This is a genomic window from Candidatus Flexifilum breve, assembly GCF_016713355.1.
Genome location: NZ_JADJPI010000007.1, coordinates 229,939 through 248,039, shown reverse-complemented (window position 1 = coordinate 248,039; position 18,101 = coordinate 229,939). Strand labels below are relative to the sequence as shown.

At 58.2% G+C, this 18,101-nt stretch carries 22 protein-coding genes and 3 tRNA genes; 8 read left to right on the top strand and 17 right to left on the bottom strand.

Annotated elements, in window-relative coordinates:
* Positions 1-24 precede the first annotated feature (24 nt).
* The 4 genes from IPK17_RS06585 to IPK17_RS06570 all read right to left on the bottom strand — a co-directional run bounded on the left by IPK17_RS06585 (position 25) and on the right by IPK17_RS06570 (position 1,026).
* Positions 25-97 (bottom strand) — tRNA-Thr (locus tag IPK17_RS06585).
* 30 nt (positions 98-127) lie between these two features.
* A tRNA-Tyr gene (locus IPK17_RS06580) sits at positions 128-211 on the bottom strand.
* Between the two features lie 191 nt (positions 212-402).
* Positions 403-474: transfer RNA gene (locus IPK17_RS06575), tRNA-Thr, on the bottom strand.
* A 12-nt stretch (positions 475-486) separates the two neighbouring features.
* Complete coding sequence (locus IPK17_RS06570; RefSeq protein WP_343416884.1) at positions 487-1,026, bottom strand: HNH endonuclease signature motif containing protein; 540 nt, start codon at positions 1,024-1,026, stop codon at positions 487-489.
* Positions 1,027-1,182: 156 nt separating this feature from the next.
* Between IPK17_RS06570 and IPK17_RS06565 the strand changes: the two genes are divergently transcribed.
* Positions 1,183-1,692, top strand: a complete 510-nt coding sequence (locus IPK17_RS06565) for a hypothetical protein (protein ID WP_343416883.1) — start codon at positions 1,183-1,185, stop codon at positions 1,690-1,692.
* Here the strand turns inward: IPK17_RS06565 and IPK17_RS06560 are convergent.
* Positions 1,677-2,603 (bottom strand): protoporphyrinogen/coproporphyrinogen oxidase, encoded by a 927-nt coding sequence (locus IPK17_RS06560; protein ID WP_343416882.1) that lies wholly within the window; start codon positions 2,601-2,603, stop codon positions 1,677-1,679. The two genes, IPK17_RS06565 and IPK17_RS06560, sit on opposite strands and share 16 nt — an antisense overlap.
* A 98-nt stretch (positions 2,604-2,701) precedes the next feature.
* Positions 2,702-3,913 carry a 2,3-bisphosphoglycerate-independent phosphoglycerate mutase gene (locus IPK17_RS06555; RefSeq protein ID WP_343416881.1) on the bottom strand — a complete coding sequence of 404 codons (1,212 nt, stop codon included), beginning with the start codon at positions 3,911-3,913 and terminating at the stop codon, positions 2,702-2,704.
* 96 nt (positions 3,914-4,009) lie between these two features.
* Between IPK17_RS06555 and IPK17_RS06550 the strand changes: the two genes are divergently transcribed.
* Positions 4,010-4,864, top strand: coding sequence for a chemotaxis protein (locus tag IPK17_RS06550; protein WP_343416880.1), 855 nt, complete (start codon positions 4,010-4,012; stop codon positions 4,862-4,864).
* A gap of 4 nt (positions 4,865-4,868) precedes the next feature.
* Here the strand turns inward: IPK17_RS06550 and IPK17_RS06545 are convergent, their stop codons facing one another.
* Positions 4,869-5,549 carry a hypothetical protein gene (locus tag IPK17_RS06545; RefSeq protein WP_343416879.1) on the bottom strand — a complete coding sequence of 227 codons (681 nt, stop codon included), beginning with the start codon at positions 5,547-5,549 and terminating at the stop codon, positions 4,869-4,871.
* 179 nt (positions 5,550-5,728) lie between these two features.
* On the opposite strand from IPK17_RS06545, the gene dnaN reads away from it, so the two are divergent.
* A complete protein-coding gene (gene dnaN / locus IPK17_RS06540) occupies positions 5,729-6,862 on the top strand; it encodes a DNA polymerase III subunit beta (protein ID WP_343416878.1) in 1,134 nt (377 codons plus the stop codon).
* 271 nt (positions 6,863-7,133) lie between these two features.
* Here the strand turns inward: dnaN and IPK17_RS06535 are convergent, their stop codons facing one another.
* Both IPK17_RS06535 and IPK17_RS06530 read right to left on the bottom strand, forming a co-directional pair.
* Positions 7,134-7,436 (bottom strand): DUF5615 family PIN-like protein, encoded by a 303-nt coding sequence (locus tag IPK17_RS06535; RefSeq protein WP_343416877.1) that lies wholly within the window; start codon positions 7,434-7,436, stop codon positions 7,134-7,136.
* Between the two features lie 32 nt (positions 7,437-7,468).
* On the bottom strand, positions 7,469-7,648 hold the full coding sequence (locus tag IPK17_RS06530; protein ID WP_343416876.1) for a DUF433 domain-containing protein: 180 nt from the start codon (positions 7,646-7,648) through the stop codon (positions 7,469-7,471).
* Positions 7,649-7,917: 269 nt separating this feature from the next.
* On the opposite strand from IPK17_RS06530, the gene IPK17_RS06525 reads away from it, so the two are divergent.
* The gene (locus IPK17_RS06525) at positions 7,918-8,391 is read left to right on the top strand and encodes a hypothetical protein (protein WP_343416875.1); all 474 of its coding nucleotides are present in this window, start codon (positions 7,918-7,920) and stop codon (positions 8,389-8,391) included.
* A gap of 156 nt (positions 8,392-8,547) precedes the next feature.
* Here IPK17_RS06525 and IPK17_RS06520 read toward each other — a convergent pair whose 3' ends face one another.
* Together IPK17_RS06520 and IPK17_RS06515 are read right to left on the bottom strand one after the other, a co-directional pair.
* Positions 8,548-9,408 (bottom strand): GNAT family N-acetyltransferase, encoded by an 861-nt coding sequence (locus IPK17_RS06520; protein ID WP_343416874.1) that lies wholly within the window; start codon positions 9,406-9,408, stop codon positions 8,548-8,550.
* 219 nt (positions 9,409-9,627) lie between these two features.
* Positions 9,628-10,674, bottom strand: a complete 1,047-nt coding sequence (locus tag IPK17_RS06515) for an aldo/keto reductase (protein ID WP_343416873.1) — start codon at positions 10,672-10,674, stop codon at positions 9,628-9,630.
* 136 nt (positions 10,675-10,810) lie between these two features.
* On the opposite strand from IPK17_RS06515, the gene IPK17_RS06510 reads away from it, so the two are divergent.
* From IPK17_RS06510 to IPK17_RS06500, 3 genes are all read left to right on the top strand, one after another.
* The gene (locus tag IPK17_RS06510; protein ID WP_343416872.1) at positions 10,811-11,821 is read left to right on the top strand and encodes an NAD-dependent epimerase/dehydratase family protein; all 1,011 of its coding nucleotides are present in this window, start codon (positions 10,811-10,813) and stop codon (positions 11,819-11,821) included.
* 91 nt (positions 11,822-11,912) lie between these two features.
* Positions 11,913-12,308: a hypothetical protein gene (locus IPK17_RS06505; RefSeq protein WP_343416871.1), complete on the top strand. Its 396-nt coding sequence runs from the start codon at positions 11,913-11,915 to the stop codon at positions 12,306-12,308.
* Between the two features lie 52 nt (positions 12,309-12,360).
* Positions 12,361-12,687, top strand: a complete 327-nt coding sequence (locus IPK17_RS06500) for a hypothetical protein (protein WP_343416870.1) — start codon at positions 12,361-12,363, stop codon at positions 12,685-12,687.
* 107 nt (positions 12,688-12,794) lie between these two features.
* Here the strand turns inward: IPK17_RS06500 and IPK17_RS06495 are convergent, their stop codons facing one another.
* From IPK17_RS06495 to IPK17_RS06480, 4 genes are all read right to left on the bottom strand, one after another.
* Entirely contained in the window at positions 12,795-13,259 is a 465-nt protein-coding gene (locus tag IPK17_RS06495; protein WP_343416869.1) for a putative immunity protein, read from the bottom strand.
* 159 nt (positions 13,260-13,418) lie between these two features.
* Positions 13,419-14,120: a Type 1 glutamine amidotransferase-like domain-containing protein gene (locus tag IPK17_RS06490; protein ID WP_343416868.1), complete on the bottom strand. Its 702-nt coding sequence runs from the start codon at positions 14,118-14,120 to the stop codon at positions 13,419-13,421.
* 15 nt (positions 14,121-14,135) lie between these two features.
* Positions 14,136-14,489, bottom strand: coding sequence for a DUF5615 family PIN-like protein (locus IPK17_RS06485; protein ID WP_343416867.1), 354 nt, complete (start codon positions 14,487-14,489; stop codon positions 14,136-14,138).
* Positions 14,486-14,824 carry a DUF433 domain-containing protein gene (locus IPK17_RS06480; RefSeq protein WP_343416866.1) on the bottom strand — a complete coding sequence of 113 codons (339 nt, stop codon included), beginning with the start codon at positions 14,822-14,824 and terminating at the stop codon, positions 14,486-14,488. The genes IPK17_RS06485 and IPK17_RS06480 overlap by 4 nt, the downstream gene beginning before the upstream one ends.
* Positions 14,825-14,935: 111 nt before the next feature.
* Between IPK17_RS06480 and IPK17_RS06475 the strand changes: the two genes are divergently transcribed.
* Positions 14,936-15,694, top strand: coding sequence for a GNAT family N-acetyltransferase (locus IPK17_RS06475; protein WP_343416865.1), 759 nt, complete (start codon positions 14,936-14,938; stop codon positions 15,692-15,694).
* Between the two features lie 161 nt (positions 15,695-15,855).
* Here IPK17_RS06475 and groL read toward each other — a convergent pair whose 3' ends face one another.
* Positions 15,856-17,490 (bottom strand): chaperonin GroEL, encoded by a 1,635-nt coding sequence (gene groL / locus IPK17_RS06470; RefSeq protein WP_343416864.1) that lies wholly within the window; start codon positions 17,488-17,490, stop codon positions 15,856-15,858.
* A gap of 69 nt (positions 17,491-17,559) precedes the next feature.
* Positions 17,560-17,856 carry a co-chaperone GroES gene (groES, locus tag IPK17_RS06465; protein WP_343416863.1) on the bottom strand — a complete coding sequence of 99 codons (297 nt, stop codon included), beginning with the start codon at positions 17,854-17,856 and terminating at the stop codon, positions 17,560-17,562.
* Between the last annotated feature and the right edge of the window lie 245 nt (positions 17,857-18,101).

The window sequence follows — 18,101 nt, the reverse complement described above, 5'->3', positions numbered from 1 at the left end:
ATTGACCGTATGGAGGTGTATATAAGCTCCGAACGAGATTTGAACTCGTGACCTTACCCTTACCAAGGGTACGCTCTACCGACTGAGCTATCGGAGCAAATGCCCGCTGGTGAGCGGGTATTTCTAGTGGGCCGGGCAGGACTCGAACCTGCGAAGCGCGTCGCGCAGAAAATTTACAGTCTTCCCCCTTTGCCGCTCGGGACACCGACCCATAATCTATGTGGTTGTGTAGGTTCAACTTACCCTAAATCACACGTGCTTCTCGCAAAGCACTTGAGGTGATTATCCGTGACCATAAACAGAAAGTCAACACCAAATTCGCTGAGGGACGTGACTTTTCTTGTTTGTCGAGACCGAGGATATGAGTGTGAGCACTCCATCATGGTGTTATAGAATAATAATAGCCACTAAAGAGACTCGAACTCTTAACCTACCGCTTACAAGGCGGTTGCTCTGCCATTGAGCTATAGTGGCGCATAATATTAGCTACCAAGTCTTGCCATCGGCATACCGCTTGCGCCGCATTAACTGACGCTTGCCATTCTTCAAGATATTGCGCCGTCGATGCGTATGCGTTAAGGCATGACAATTCGGGCAAATCAACCTCAGGTTTTCTTCCGTATTGTTGTCGGTGTCGCCATCAGCGTGATGGAGTTCAAGCGGAATAGGCTGCCCCTGCCACTGAGTCAATCCGCAGTGTTCACACTTGTGCTCACGCCGTTCTAACAACCATTTGCGCCTCGTGCTATCCGTCTTGAGTTCTGCAAGCGCCATGTTTGCAGAACTTTTGGGATCATAAACACGGCGCGCAATACAGTCATCACAATACTTGTTATGCCGCTCGCCCACTAAAGCACCGCAATGCTTACAGTGTTTTGGGCTGAGATTTAAACCCTTCGGAACACGTCCGTTCGCCTTGGCGGCACACGCCTTACCGCAAAACGTGTTCATTCGTTTTTCGAATGGTAGCGGCTCATTACATGATACACAGTGTTTAGGGTTTGCTGCATATTCAGCGCGATCCATAGAAGACCCTGTGTGACAATGCCCTATAGTAGCCATTTTAAAGGTGCAACCAGCGACGAAGGCGCGCTAGCAAGTTCATTGTAAAACGCCCGCGGACTGCTTGTCAACGCCCCGATCGTTGCGTATGATCATGATCAAGCGAACCGGAGAGACATCATGGATCTATATACGCAGCGCCATTGGACGCAGGATGAACTGCGCGCTGAAGGGTTTAACTTCTATCACCGCAAGAAAAACGTGATCCTCGCGCGCGAACTGCCCCCACACGAAGCGCCGAAGATCATCCATGTTGAATATGATACGCTCATCGCGCCCGCCGGGTATATCATCTGCTACGACCCCGACGATGAGAACGTCCGTCCGACGATTGATCATTACCCGCAGCGCCCGGTCGAACCGGAAGTCTTTCACAGTACGCATCGCCCGTGGGACGAACAGTGGACGCCCACCGCCGCGGAAGAAGACTTACTCGCCAACGGCTGCCTCCCCTACTACAAAGTCGCGGGGGTTTGGGCGAAGCGAGTCACCGCGCCGACGCTGGTCAAATCGAATGAGAGCCTCGATGCGATTACGGTGCCAGCGGGCGGGTGGGTGCTGGTGGGCGGGAACGGCGAACCGTATTCCACCACCGACAGCGAATTCTGGGAACGCTACGAAGTGATATAGCGGGCGATCTGCTGCGCGGCGGCGCGACCGTCGCCGATCTGCTGGTCGAGGCGCTTGGCGCGGTAATCGCTGCCCGCTAAGGCCACGCCTGCGGGCAGGCGGCTTTCAATCATGTCCATGACCGCGCCGTGCTCCGGCAAATAACGCGTGAGCGGATCGCCCTCCGGCCAGTACGCCGCCCATTCGACCACGGGCGGCGCGGGGATCGCCGCCTTCACTCGGTCGAGCGCGGCTTCCGGCGTCTTGATCGCTTCGTCCAGGCGCACACCGACGCGCACCAGCACGTGATCGGCGGGGACGCGTTCCGGCATCGTGAACGACTCCACGAATTTGAAGCCATTCAACGGCGGCAGCGTCGGTAAATCCGCTTGACGATAGCCCAGGGAGACGCGCACCACCGGATCGTAGCGGTAATCCAGCAGCGCCAGCGCAATTTCGGGATCGAGCGAGTACAGCATGTGTTCGGTAAAGCGGGCGGGCGCGGTGACGATCACGCCGCGGGCGTCGAGCATCAGCCCATTTTCGAGACACACGCCGAAACGGTCGGCGTCCAGCGGACCAAGGCTGCTCACGGCCATGCGCCGCATGACGGGCGCGGTGAGTTTCGCGGCGAGCGCGTCGACCAGCGTTTGCGTGCCAGCGCGGAAGTAGACGAGTTCGCCGTCGCGGTAGCGGCCATACGCGATGAGTGCGTCCTCAAGCCCGAGTTCCGACAGGAAATCCCAATCGCCGTATTTCTCAAGCAGGAACGCGCTGCCATCCAGCGTGAAGCCGTCGCGCTTTTCGGTGACGATGCTCCCGCCGAAGCGTTTCTTGACTTCGATCAGCGTGTAGGGGATGCGCTGGCGTTCCAGTTCCCACGCCGCCGCCAATCCGGTCAACCCACCGCCGATGATTACCACATTTGCCATGCCGAGACCTCAAGGACTGAGGACTAAGGACTGAGGACTGAGAAATACAAGCACCATTGGCACTCAGTCCTCAGTCCTCGCACCTCAATCCTATCTTTTTAAGCGCCAAACTTCTGGAAGCGGCTGGCGTGACCCAACGCCAACTGCATCAAATCGACCGCGGGGAACTGCCCCAGCGTGCCGTTGACGCAGTCGCGTTCGCCGAAGCCCTGCACGCGACCGGGCATGGCCGTGCGCGCCCACAGGATCGTCGGGACGGGGTGCCAGCTGTGCGCCTTGTAGGCGGCGGGCGTGGAGTGATCGCCGGTGATGATGATCACGTCCGGGTTGAGCGCCAGCAGCTTGGGCAGTTGGCGGTCAACTTCTTCGATGATCTGCACCTTGGCATCAAAGTTGCCATCTTCGCCGCGGCTGTCGGTGTACTTGACGTGGCAGAACACAAAGTCGTGCTGATTCCACACTTCCGCGACCTTGTTGAATTCGTCTTCGATGGTGTCGTGCGCATCGGTCTCGATGATGTTCATGCCGACGAGACGGCTGACGCCCTTATACATCGGGTACACGGCGACGCAGGCCGCATTCAGCTTGTAGACTTCGCTGTACTTCGGCAGGTTCGGGTCGGTGGCGACGCCGCGCAGCGTGCACATGTTGGCCGGTTCCTGACCGCGCAGCACTTCTTTGGCCGCCGCCAGCCACTGATTGAGCAGGGCCGCGGTCTTTTCGCCTTCCGGAGCGCTGGCGCGCGCGGGCAGCGGCGCGAGGCCGGTCGCCTGCGGGTCGGTATCTTCGACCGCATCGCTCAAGCCAGCCCCACGCAGCACGAGCGCGAAACGATAGCCCTCGCCCGCTTTGACCTGACATTCGACGCCGGGAATCTGGATCGTCTTCAGCAGTTCGACGCGCTTTTCGCCTTCTTCGGTCGAAATACGTCCCGCGCGGCGGTCGGTGATGATGCCGTTCGCGTCGACGGTGCAGAAGTTGCCGCGCACGGCGACATCGCCCGCGCCGACTTCCAGGCCGATGCCGATGGCTTCCAGCACGCCGCGCCCGATGTCATACACAATCGGGTCGTAGCCGAACAGCGCGAGATGCGCCGGGCCGCTGCCGGGCGCGACGCCGCGCGCGACCGGGATGCTCAAACCGGTGCTGCCTTCGCGCGCCAGCTTATCCATATTCGGGGTGTGGGCTGTTTCCAGTTCAGTCAAACCGTCTACCGTGCGCGGCAGACCGCCGAGACCATCCATCACGAGGAGGAGGATTTTGCCGCCCTCGTCCAAGGCAAGTTTACGGGTCAAGTCAAAATTGGCCATGTTGATGTCCTTCGTCAATTCGTACAACGTCGTGCGATGATACCGCTTTCGACCCATAACCGCATATACTGAAGGAAAGACGTTAGGGGGAAAATCATGACTCAGAAGATCGCAGTGGTGATCATTCACGGCATCGGCAAACCACCCGCCGACTTCGCTGACTCCTTGATCGACGAGATTACCCGGCTGTGCAGCCCCAAAACGGGCGCGGATGTGATCATTCGCCCGATTCACTGGTCGCCGGTGCTGCAAGGCGAGGAAACGCGCCTGATTTCGCGGGTCGTCGAAGGGGGGACGCTGCGCTTTCCGCGGCTGCGCGGTTTCATGATCGACTTCATCGCGGACGCCATCGCTTACCAGATCACGCCCTTTGATCGCACCGTCTATGATTCGATCCATGGGGTCTTCGCCCGCACGCTGCGCGAATTAGCGGTCGAAGCCGGACCGGAAGTTCCGCTGTGCATCATCGCGCACAGCCTCGGCACCATCATCACCAGCAACTACCTCTACGACCTGCAGCACCAGCATCTGATTTCGGACGAAGTGCGCGCGCAAATGGCGGTTTCACCGCTGGAACGCGGCGAAACCCTCACGCTGATGTACACGATGGGCAGTCCGATTGCGCTGTGGAGCATGCGCTACCCGGAATTCGGCAAACCGATCATGTTTCCGCCGCCCGAACTGAGCATCCATTACCCCGATATCCCCTACGAGTGGGTGAATCTGTATGACCCCGACGATGTGGTCGGCTATCCGCTCAAGACGCTGAACGAGCAGTACGGTCAGGTTGTGACCGAAGACCGCGAGGTGAACGTCGGCAATCTACTGGAACAGTGGACGCCGATCTCACACTTGCGCTACTGGGGCGACATGGACGTGATTCGCCCCATTGCCGATCAAATCGTCAAGGTGTGGGAATATCTGAATCCGGAGCATGCGGAGAACCGCTAGGCGATCAGCCCGCCTGATAGATCGCGGCGGCAATGTCGCTGAGCAGGGTCGCCATGAAACCCATCGCGGGGCAAGCCAGCGCCGGGTCATAGGCGTAGACCACGCCGTCGCGCAGGCGCACCTGCAAGCCAAAGCGTCCGTAGACGTGCGTGAGGAGGTTGATTTCCCAAACCTCGCGTTCAGCATAGGGATATAAATGCACGGTTTGGGATAATTTGATGGAACTGTGCAGCCAATTCGCGTAGATCGCCTCGAACGGCTGCGGCGTTTGCCGGGACGCCCGCGCGCGGATGAGATCGTAGATCAGCGCTTGCAGCATATCGTGCATGCCCGCCGTCGCGAAGTCGATCTCGATCTCTTTGAGATGCACGACCGGATTGATCTGGAGCAGCTTACTGCGAAAGAGTGTGGCGAGGTCGGTGACCTCGGTCATCCACGCGCTGAGCGGACGGGGTGCGCGGATCGCTTCCAGCAGGGCGGCGCGCAAAATATTCAGCTCCGCGCCTGCGTTTTCGATGCTGCCCAACCCGGTGAAGTCTTTTGGCTCGAACTGATTGACGCCGAAGGTCTCCGGCAGTTCATAGGTCTGCCGAAACTGCTTGATCGGCGTAAAATCGCGTACTGCGCCCTCGATGACGAACTGCATGCTCATCTCCGTCCCTGTGCCGCGCAAACTATAATCCATAATGCACGATTGGGATATAGATCTTTTGGAACAACTCGCGCCGCTATCGTTAGACCGACTGCCCGTCAGCGCGTTGGCCAGATCGTCTGACGGCGGGCGGGCACGGCGCGTGCAAATTTCCCGTAATTTCGCTATAATTCATACAAATTTTCAACTCAACAGACCGGAGCAGAGCGCACATGCGCGTTTCGATTTTACAAGATCAGCTTGCCAGAGGGTTAAGTATTGTTAGCAAGGCGGTCGATTCGCGCCCGACACTGCCCGTTCTGGCGAACGTCCTGCTCATGACGGAGGACGCCCGCTTGAAGCTCGTCGCGACCAATCTGGAGATGAGCATCACCACCTATATTGGCGCCAAAGTGGATCGCCCCGGCGCGATCACGCTGCCCGCCAAGACCTTCGCCGAACTGGTCAACAACCTGTCGCCGGAACGCGTCGATCTCATTCTCGACACCGCGACGCAAACGGTCAATGTCCGCTGCGGCACAACCAATTCCAACATCAAGGGCATCGCCGCGACCGAATCCCCACCCGTGCCGGAAAGCCAGGACCCGGATGTGGTGCTGCCCGCCAAGACCTTCAAATCGATGATCATGCAGACGGTGTACGCGGCGGCGCGCGAAGAAGCCCGCCCGATCCTCACCGGGCTGTATACCGAATTCTCCGGCGATGTGATCACGATGGCGTCCGCGGATGGCTATCGCCTTGCGGTGCGCACAGCGCGCCTCGACGAGCGTGTGCCGAAAAATCGCGTGATGGTCATCCCCGCCAAGACGATGGCGGAAGTGGCCCGCGTGATCACCGACGAGGACAAAGAGATCGGCATTACGCTGCCGGAAGGCCGCGACGGCGTGATGTTCTACTACGAGAGCACCGTAATTACATCGCAGCTCCTCGAAGGCAAGTTCCCAGATTTTGGCGCGATCATCCCCAAGACCTACAGCACCGCCATGACGGTGTACACGGACGAACTGCTCAAGCAGTGCAAACGCGCCGAGATTTTCGCCCGCGACAGCAACTTCAGCGCGCGCATTTTCATCAAGCCCGCCAACAGCCCCAGCGAACCCGGCGAAGTGATGATCGTGGGGCGCAGCGCGGAACGCGGCGACAACGAAGGCATGATCGACGCGGCGGTCGAAGGCGAATCGATGGAAGTGGCCTTCAACATCCGCTACCTGATCGACGTGCTCAATGTGGTTGACAGCGAGCGTGTAATTCTGGAGAGCAACGGCGCGGCGCATCCCGGCGTCATTCGCCCCGAAGGGCGCGACGACTTTGTGAGCGTCATCATGCCGATGAGCTTGAATCGGTAGGTGCAGACCTGTCACCAGCCAGCCGCGCGCAACAGTCAGGCGGATGCCGATCTGGATTAATCTCAATGGAGTGAGAGACAGTCGAGGCTGTGTTTGCCTTCACGGAACTAGTCTGTCTAGTCAAAGCTGCCGGTGAGAAATGTACGTCGTTCACGAACCGGATTGCGAGGCAAATCGGTAACCTGCGATCTTCGATGGCCACGAGAACACTAAGTGTAGGTGATGGTGAAGATCGAGGCGACCATTTGTGCGCCTCTTATCAGCCTAGCCTTCAAATCGAGATTTCGCCTGCCTGCAATTTGACAGTTAGACAATCGGTCAGAGGTAGGAATGTTTCTAGTTTGTTATTCAACGCTTTCAAAACGATGACAGCAATTTCTGCTTCGCTTAAGTTTTGCTGATATTCCAGATTTCCATCAACTGTCACAAACACATCGAATTGTCCCACCATCGCACGTAGAAGTGCGCCATTTTTGACTCCAGACCAACCCATTTCCTGAACGGTGGCTACGTCGTGATCTGGAAATTCCCTTTTGAGTTTGCGCGGTAAACATTCATCGATCAGTATGCGCATGGTTATCCGCAATGGCGAGTTCACCTGCTCGCTCAAGAAAGCGAATCGACCTGTTCGCGGGTGACCGCAGGGAAATCATCGAGGAAAGCATCAATCGTCTCGCCCGTGGTCAAATAGTCAACCAGATTTTGGACGGGGACGCGCGTACCGTAAAACACCGGCAGTCCGCCAAGAATATCCCGATCTTCGCTGATTAAGGGGTGCTCGTTCATAGCCCAAACCTCACACTCTCTCCATCTCATCATAGCATAATTCACTGTCTCTTCAGGGAGGACACCACAAGCGCGCTGCGGATTCGGCAGTACGTCATAATCAACGTGAACAAGTGAGATGGTGGCAAGCATACACCTTCCAAGCGATTGCGTAAGGAGCGCGGCGAGGCATGACATTCATCCACCGCCGATGTGACCGCTGCTACTCATCCCCCACGCCGAAGCGTGCCAAAATCAATAGAAAATAGGTTCTTCCGGGAGTGATGGCGATGACCACCCAACGTTCACGGCGACCGTTCTTATTACTCGTGCTGCTCTCCGCAGTGCTCCTCTTCACCGCTTTTGGCGGCATTTTCGGCGGTATCCAGCTCATCAATGACCCCACAGGCAGCAGCATGAACATGCCGCTCAGCGCGTTGGAACGCACCCCGTTCCGCGACTACACGCTCCCCGGCTATATCCTGATGTTCGTGTACGGCTTCGGCGGTGTGCTCAGCGTGTACGGGCTGTGGACGCGGGCGCGCCTGCCCTATGACATACTCCTCAGCCACTGGACGCATGAATTCTGGGCGTGGGATACGTCGCTGCTGCTCGGCTTCGTGCTCATGATCTGGCTGACGTATCAGGTGATCTTCTACCCGGCCTTCGCGCCGATCCAGTTCGTGATGTACGGCGCGGCCATCCTGCTGATCGGCCTGCCGCTGCTCGACCCGCTGCGCGAGTATTTCCGCGAAGAGGCATAATCACCTATTGCCGACCCCACCCCCGGCCCCTCCCCGAATTCAGGGAGGGGAGCAAACATCGCTTGCAATTTCTCCCCTCTCCCCGCTTGCGTGGGAGAGGGGTTGGGGGTGAGGGGTGAACGCCACCTTATCCCTACAACGGCGTTTTGGTTCGGCTTAACGACAGTTCCGCACGTAGGCGGTCACGTCATACTGCGGGCGGAAGTCGCCGTTATCCGGTCGCTGATACAATGCCAGCGCGGGATCATTCTGCTTGTAGCTGTGGATGCTCGCGCGGGTCGCGCCGTGCATCTGAAAGCGCCGCAGCATGTCGAGCAGCACCGCGCGCCCCAACCCCAAGCGCTGAAAATCGGGATGCACGCCGAGTGGTTCGACCTGACCCTCGTCCCCCTGCAGCCAGCCGATGCAAAACGCCACCGGGCGCCCGGTCGGATCGACGATGAACACATCGAGCTCGGGGCGATAGGCTGACATGGTCAGCGTGCGCGCCCGCCAGCTCTCCCGCATATTCTTTGAGCCGAACGCCGTCTGATGCAGATCGACATACGCCTCAACCTGTCCATTCATGGGACGCACGGCGAAACCATCCGGCAGCGGAACGGGCGCGATCGGTTCGTCGAGTGGGCGCTCGAGATGCACGAGATCCCAATCGGCGTCATGCTGGAAACCGTGCGCTTCGACCAGCGGGAGGTGCGCGGCACGTTCCGGCGTCAGGTAGACGACCAGCGGCAGTTCGTCGTTCCGTTCGCGGGCGATAGCCGTCATGCGCTCCGTCGCCCACGCGAGGATCTCCGGCAGCAGGTGATCGGCTCCCGGCACAGTGGTATAGTCGAGCGTGAACCAGGGCAGTTGCAGCATGGCGACGGCTTGCAGTTCGCCGTCACTTTCCCACAGGCGCACGTTCGCCGGGTCTTCGAGCGACCATGATGCCAGACGGTAGGGCAAATCGACGCGGTTGGCAAAACCCTGCGGATGCGCGGCGAAAAACGCGGCGATCTGCGTCAAATCAGCGGCCATGAGCGGCCTCACTTTCGAGTTGGTGGTGCTGGCAGAAAAATTACGGACGCTTGCAGGGGCGCACGTATAAGCGAGATGAAAAAGGTCAGATTCTGACCCCCCCGCCCCTCCCATTCGGGAGGGGAGACCCCGTCTCCCTCTCCCCCGGGGGGTTTAATCACCCCCTGTGCATGCGCAACAGGCCCATCGGTCTGCCCCTACCCGAGAACATTTCTTAACCTAGTACTTTAAAATTTGTCCCCGATGGTGATTATCGATCTTTGCGAAGGTTTTGCCATAGGCGTACGGATTGCCGTAGTTGAAGCCATATGGGAAGCCCATGTCAATCGCGCTGACCTTTTCCAGCCGATCCAACTGCTCTGGCGTCAGCGACCAGTCGAGCACGGCCAGATTGTCCTGCAATTGCGTCACACTGCGCGCCCCGATGATCGGGATGATCTGCGCCTTGTGCGTCTGCTGGCGAATCCAGTTGATCGCCACCTGCGACATCGGGCGCTCGCATTCCTGCGCGATGGCCTGCACCTCTTTGACGATGCTCATGGCCTGTTCGCTCAGCTTGAGGTGTTCCGGGTTGACGCGCGTCGGCTCGCTGACTTCGGTCAGGAACTTGCCCGTCAGCACGCCGCCGTTGAGCAAGCCCCACGGCATGACCGCCATATCCCAGTAGCGCGACATGGGCAGCAGTTCGCGCTCAATCGAGCGGCTGAGCAGCGAGTACGGCACCTGCAGGCCGACGAAGCGCGCCCACCCGCGCAGTTCCGCCAGCATGTTGGCCGCCGATACGATATACGCGGGCGAGTCGCTGATCGCTACATACTGAATTTTGCCCTGCGACACGAGATCATCCAGCCCGCGCATGACTTCTTCGACGGGCGTCATGTAGTCCCACATGTGCAGGTAGTACACATCGATGCTTTCGGTTTGCAGGTGCTTGAGGCTGCGCTCGACCGACTTCATCATGTTTTTGCGGCTGTTGCCACCGGAATTGGGATCGGTCGAATCGGGTTTGGTGAGCGTGTACTTGGTCGTGACCACAAACTGATCGCGCCGCCCCTGCAAGAACTCGCCGAGCAGCGTTTCCGCCGTGCCATCGGTGTAGTTGACCGAACTGTCGATGTAGTTGCCACCCGCCTCTGCGAACAGGTCGAACATCTGGCGGCTGACCTCTTTCGACGCGCCCCAGCCCCACGTATCGCCAAACGTCATCGTGCCGAGGCACAGTTCAGAGACGCGAAGTCCGCTTTTGCCCAGCAGTTGATAGCGCATACCCTCTCCTCATCGTAGCTAGTCGTGCATAGTGTACAGCAAGTCCCATGCCGATAACCTCCGTCCAATGGTATAGTTAGGGCAAATTTTGACGATTGGTGAAAGGAAACGGCGCGCCTACGCGCCATCACCCTCTATGAATATTCTCGTGATTGGCGGCACCCGCAACCTCGGCCATTTACTCGTGCATCAGTTGATCGCGCTGGGACACCGTGTCTCGGTGTTCAACCGCGGGCTGACGCGCGATGAGCTGCCCGATCAGGTGGAACGGCTGCGCGGTGACCGAACGAAGAAGCATCAGTTGGCGCGCGCGCTGGACGGCAAGTCCTTCGACGTGGTGATCGACAACGCGCTGTACAAGCAGGAAGAAGCCGAAGAGATCGCCGCGCTGCTCAAAGGACGCGTGGGGCATTACCTCTTTTTGAGCAGCGGGCAGGTGTATCTCGTGCGCGAAGGGGCGGCGCGTCCCTTCACCGAAGACCAGTACGAGGGTCGGCTGATGCCCGCGCCCAAGCCGAACACCTACGGCTACGAAGAATGGCTGTACGGCGTCGATAAGCGCCGCGTGGAAGATGCGCTGCACAAGGCGTGGGAGACCAACAAGTTCCCGTATACATCGCTGCGCCTGCCGATGGTCAACAGCGAGCGCGACCACTTCAACCGCCTGTACAACTACGTGCTGCGCCTCAACGATGGCGACCCGATCCTCGCGCCCTCCACGCCGAACTTTCCGCTGCGCCACATCTACGGCGGTGACGTGATCCGCGCCCTGCTGCTGCTGATCGAGACGGGCAAGGGCAAGGGACAGGTCTACAATATCTCACAGGATGAAACGCTCACGCTCGAAGAGTTCCTCGGCATCGTCGGCGACCTGATGGGCGTGCAGCCGCAGGTCGTGCGCCTCAAGCGTGATTTGCTGGAAGCGAACGGCTTTTTGCCGGACTGCTCGCCGTTCAGCGAACGCTGGATGAGCGAACTCGACAACACGCGCAGCAAAACCGAGCTCGGCATGACCTACACGCCCGTGCGCGAGTATCTGGAACGCATTCTCCGCTACTTCGAGGAGAATCCGCCGCCCACGCCGCGCAGCTATCTGCGCCGCCGCAGCGAACTGCTGCTGCTCGAACACAGCAAACCGATGGCGTAAAGAAAGTGCATTAACCACAGAGAACACAGAGAGCACAGAGAAAAAAAGTAACGGGCGATCCGCTTTCGGATCGCCCGTTTTCTAGGGAGCAATGATGGTCGCTGGCGATCTCTTTCTGGTGCTTCTGTTCACCGGTTGGATGCTTTGGATTGCTTATCAGGGCATCATTGAGCGTCACATCGATGCGGGTTTTCACTATAACCGACGTTGGGCGACTCCCCTAGTCTATAAGCCGGAGGACGCGAAGGGAGTCTATGCGGTAATTGGTGGGCTGTGGGCGCTGCTGATCACTGTGTTCAGCATTGCGTTGATCCTTATCGGACGCGATAGCAACGGACGGCGCATTGAGACACCGCTTGGCCGCATACACCCGTTGGAATGGATCATTCTCGCGAGCATCGGTTCTGTCCTCGTTTTGTGGCTAATCAGTGTGTTGCGGTTCGTTCAGAAGTTATTTCAGGCGATGAGCCGCCGTTCCAGAAATTAAGCGCAAGTGGGCGATCCGAAGGTGGATCGCCTGTTCATTGAGGAAAGCGACCATGTTGAATATCGAGTTTCTCCTGTGGGCGTTTACTATCCTCTATCTGTTCTTGCTCGCTTATCACGGTGTCATTCGGCGCAGGATCAACATTCGTTTTAGAGGACATTTCTATCTTGAAGGAACTGTTGCCCTGATTTATGGAAGTTGGGCACTCTTGATGGCGATGATCGAGATAGCCTTGATTGTTAGGGTTGTGACTGGATACGCAAGCATCTCGACACCGTTCGGTTCAATCGACCCAAACGTATTTATGTTTGTGATTTTCGCCAGCAACTTACCTGTGAGTTTAATTTGTAGTGTTGCTGCTCGTCATCGTCAGCCATAGTTGGCGTTAGGCTTTTGGGCGTAAAGACGGTTAACCGCAGAGAATGCAAAGAACGCAGAGAAAATCAAACAGGCGATCCACCTTGGATCGCCCGTTGTTTCATGTACCTATGACCGTCTCAATTCCACTAGGCGCTGATACTGCCAGTCCCGTTCGCGCATGACCGCAGCATCGGCATCAGCCTCCGTGACGGCTCGGTAGACCGCCTGCAAAGCATAGATCGCCGCGCCGATCGCATGGACGGGGACATGGGCGGTCGCCACCGCCTGACCGGCCGCACGAGCAGCCGATCGCGCCGGGTTATCCTCACCGACCTCACGCGCCGCCGCATGCGACCCGAGTGACGCGCTGCGGATCACCGCCATCTTAAAGACGCCCGTATCGATCCACGTTTGCAGCGTTTCAAGCGCGATCTGCGGACGGCGATCCTGCGGATCATGCTGTTCAAAGTAGGGCAGCACCCGTTCCGCGCATTCAATCGCCCACGCCGCCAGAATCTTCTGATCGGTGTGTTCGACCAGCTCCAAAAAGTAGGCTTTGTGCGGAACGAGCGAAAACTTGGATTTCTTCATACGAGCCTCTGCTTCAGCCTGACTCATCTGCTGATTTTAGGGCAAGCGGACGCGAAGAATCGCGTCCCTACGCGAAAGAAGTAAGTTTGGCGAGGCGCTGTTGTCTCCCCTCCCTGAATTCGGAGGCGTGGGGCCGGGGATGGGGTCGGAAAACGCGGACTAGGCCAGCAAGTACTGCGTCTCCATGACTGTCTCGCGGATGCTGCCGTCCTCCGCCCGTTCGACCTTGTAACCCTTCGCATTCGGCCGCGAGCTGACCACGCGCACGAGTTCCCCGTCAATGTAGTGCCCCGCCGCGCCGTCATCGTAGGCGACGCCCGCGGCCATTGTGCCGGAGCCGATCAGCGTGTGATAGGTCGGACGCCGATTCACTTCGCCATCATAGTGCGGCGAACATGCGCCCTTGAGGTAGCCGAGGCAGGGCAGCAGCGTCAGCGCCCCGGGGATCGAGTCCGTGCTTCCCTGCTCAAACCAGCAGATGCACCCCGCGCTGATGCCTGCCAGCACGATCCCCGCGTCGCCCGCCTGTTTCAGAATGCGATCCAGCCCCCACTCGCGCCACAGCGCCAGCATCGACTTGGTGTTGCCGCCGCCCACGTAGATCACGTGCTGGCTCATGAGAAAGCCTTCGAGGTCAGCGGTGTGCGGCTGAAACAACGACAGATGTGACGGAATCGCGTTCAGTTCGGTGAACGCCTTGTAAAAGTTGATGATGTAGTCGCGCGCTTCGCCGCTGGCTTGACCCAAAAAGCAGACTTTTGGACGCTCGACGGTCGTCTGCTGGAGGACATAGCGATCTAAGGCGAGGTTGTCCGGTTCCATCGAAAAGCCGCCGCCGCCCATCGTGATAATCTGCTGCATGTTCAATGTCTCTTTTCAACGCAAAGGTAAATGTGTGACCTTGTTTTCCCAATCGCCCGGCTCGCTCGCGCCAGCCATGAGAACCAAATCATCAATTGCTTCGCCAAGCGCCAAGTCTTTCGGGACGCGAATGACACCCGCCATCGGCAGTCCAGCATTGATACGGTCATACGCGAAGCCAATCATGGTGGCTGTGTCATGAGTTAGCAGAACATAGCCATGTGCTGCCGCCCATTCCAAAACCAGTGGATCAGCTGCTTCGTACATCACGGTATCTTGGACACGTAGGACAGAGAATTCCGCGAGTCGGCGCTGGACTCCGCGCAGAATCGTGTTGTCGAAGTTTTCATCGGCAAGGAAGCGAATCATTCTGACAGCCGCTTTTTGTCCTCAAGCCGTTTCATGAGTTTTTCCCGCAAGCCATTGGTTGGATTGCGCCGTTCGTCTTCTTCACGCTGTCTATCAGCTTGAGCTTCGCGCGTCCGCAAATACGCGTCAAGCTCGGCTTGATGCTCCAGATAGTAGCTAATCGCAGCATAGATGTCGGCAGTGCGCAGCGTAGGAAAACCTTCATGAATCTGTTCTGGGTTGTATCCCTGCTGCCAGCGCGCAATCACCGTATCAATGGGGATGCGGGTGTTCGCCATATAGATGATGTCGTTCTGCACACGCAGCGGCACGGTGACAGTTTCGGCCACATTCACGACCATCGTCTCCAACCTTTCCACTCTCACCTACTATCATAGCATTTTCTCGGCGCTCTGCGGTTTTCCAGAACTATAATCATTTCTAGTGTCGACTTACCCGGGGATGCCATGACCACTATCGACGTTCATCCTGTCGCCTATGCTGATGTGCGAGACTTGCGCGAACTCTATCGTCAGGAGGCCAACGTGCAGATTGTGCGCGACTCGGCGTTGGTGCGCGGCTTTGCGCAAGCCTACCACCTGTGGCTTGATGGGCGCTTAGCGGGGTACGGCGCGGTCGGCACGCAGTACAACACCGATCATGTGCTCGAATTTTATGTCGTACCCCATTTACGCCGCCACGCCCTGCCGATCTTTCGCGAACTGCTCGCTGTCAGTCAGGCGACGCATATTCAGGCGCAGACCAACATACCGCTCATGCTGCAGCTGCTCTATGACTGCGCGCAGCACATCACCAGCGAGGCAATCTTGTTTGCAGATGCCGCGACGACTCGGCTGGAGTGTCCAGAGGGGAGGTTTCGGCGGGCGACAGCGGCAGATCAACCGTCGATTTTCACGCATACGCACGAACCGGTTGGCGAGTGGGTGATCGAAACGGACAGCGGCATTGTCGCGACCGGCTGCTTCCTGACGCACTATAACCCGCCCTATGCCGACATTTTCATGGAAGTCTCCCCGGCGGCGCGGCGGCAGGGGGTTGGCAGTTATCTGGTGCAAGAGTTGAAACGGATCTGCTACGAAGCCGGGAAGAAGCCCGCCGCCCGCTGTAACCCGGATAACCTCGCCTCCCGCCGCACGCTCGAAAAAGCCGGGTTCCTTCCGTGTGGGCGGTTGCTGGTCGGTGAAGTGTCCAGCGCGCAGCCGTGAGTCGGCTGCCCACTTGTCCAAGCCTGTTCTCTGCGCCCTTTGCGCCCGGTTCAAGTCGTGCAAGAATCAAAAAGGGCGACCCCGTCTGGGATCGCCCTTTTGAACCCGCCCACACAACTCCCCTCTCCCTTGGGAGAGGGGTTGGGGGTGAGGTTATCTCTTTAGTATTCCGGCATCTGCGGAGCAGGCGCAGAGGATTCCTTAACCGGCACGTCGGTGATCAGAACTTCGGTGGTGAGGATCATCGAGGCGATGGACGCTGCGTTTTCGACCGCGCCACGGGTGACCTTCGCCGGGTCGGGGATGCCCGCCTTGATCATGTCACCATATTCATTGGTCATGACGTTGTAACCGATGTTGTGGTTGCCCTGTTCCTTCTGCTGGCGGCGCACTTCCTGAATAACCACCGCGCCGTCGATCCCGGCGTTCGCAGCGATCTTCTTCATGGGCACTTCCAGCGAACGGCGGACAATCTGCACGCCGGTGTTTTCATCTTCGGTGTCGAAGCGGACGGCATCCAGCGCGGGGATCGCGTTCACGAGCGCGACACCACCACCAGGGACGATACCTTCTTCAACCGCGGCACGGGTGGCGCTCAGGGCGTCTTCCACGCGGTGCTTCTTTTCCTTCAGTTCGGTTTCAGTCGCCGCGCCGACGCGGATGACTGCGACGCCGCCTGACAGCTTGGCCAGACGTTCCTGCAGCTTTTCCTTGTCATAGTCGCTGGTGCTGAGTTCGATTTCCTTGCGGATTTCTTCGATACGGCCCTTGATGGCCTTTTCATCGCCCGCGCCGTCGACGACGGTCGTGTCGTCCTTGGTCGCCTGCACCTTCGCCGCGCGACCGAGGTCCTGCAGCGTGACGGTTTCCAGCTTGCGGCCGGTTTCTTCGCTGATGACCGTGCCACCCGTCAGGATGGCGATGTCACGCAGCATGGCCTTGCGGCGATCACCGAAGCCGGGGGCCTTGATCGCGAGCACGTTGAGCATGCCGCGCAGCTTGTTCAGCACGAGGGTCGCGAGCGCTTCGCCGTCGACATCTTCCGCGATGATGACCACATCCCGCTTGCCGATCTGCACGAGCTTTTCGAGCAGGGGCACGATGTCCTGCGCCGCGCTGATCTTCTTGTCGTAGATCAGGATGTACGGTTCTTCGACAATCGCTTCCATCGAGTCGGTGTTGGTGACGAAGTACGCGCTGATGTAACCACGGTCGAACTGCATACCTTCGACGTATTCGGTTTCGAATTCGAGACCGCGTGATTCTTCAACGGTGACGACGCCGTCCTTACCAACCTTATCCATGACTTCCGCAATCAGGTTACCGATTTCGAAGTCCTGCGCCGAAACGCTGGCGACGTTGGCAATTTCTTCCTTGGTGCTGATCTGGGTAGCCTGCGTCTTCAGGTTCGCCGCGATGGCTTCCGCCGCCGCCATGATGCCGCGCTTGAGCAGCATCGGGTTCGCGCCCGCGGCCACGTTCTTCAGACCTTCGTTGACGATGGCCTGCGCCAGAACGGTCGCGGTCGTCGTGCCGTCACCGGCGATGTCGTTGGTCTTGGTCGCGGCTTCCTTCAGAAGCTGCGCGCCCATGTTTTCATACGGATCTTCGAGTTCAATTTCCTTGGCCACGGTCACACCGTCGTGCGTGACGGTCGGCGCGCCGAACTTCTTGTCGAGCGCCACATTGCGACCTTTGGGGCCGAGCGTCGTCGAGACGGCTTCGGCAACTTTATCGACACCACGCTGAAGACCGCGACGCGCTTCTTCGCGGAAAAGCAACTGCTTAGCAGGCATTGGTTTATATCTCCTGATTGTTGACGTTAACTAGATGCTTGATTATTTAGTGGCAAACAAAAACGACAGTTACTCGACGATGCCGAGAATGTCGCTTTCCTTCATGATCAACAGCTTCTTGCCGTCCATCTTGATTTCGGTGCCAGCATATTTCGCGAACAGCACCCGGTCGCCGACCTTCACATCCATGTCGATGCGTTCGCCGTCTTCATCGCGGCGGCCAGCGCCCGCGGCAAGGACGAGACCCTGCTGCGGCTTTTCCTTCGCCGTTTCGGGCAGGACGAGCATACCGCCTGCAATCGTTTCTTCCTGTTCGACGGGTTCCACAATGATACGATCCGCCAATGGACGAATGTTGAGAGCCATAAATGAAATCTCCTCTTGCAACACGCTTCTGGAAAGGGTTTTAGCACTAAGTCAGTGAGAGTGCTAAACCATCGATCAGAAATATAGCAAAACACCCTCAAAGCGTCAAGCATTTCTAGCACATTTCTTATACGAGTGCTAACGGAAAGCTTTTGTGGTTAGGATTTGGTGTGGGGATGAGTCGCTTTCAGATGGCGCCTAGACTAGGTTCTCGAATTAAGTCCAATCAGAAATCACCGTTGTAG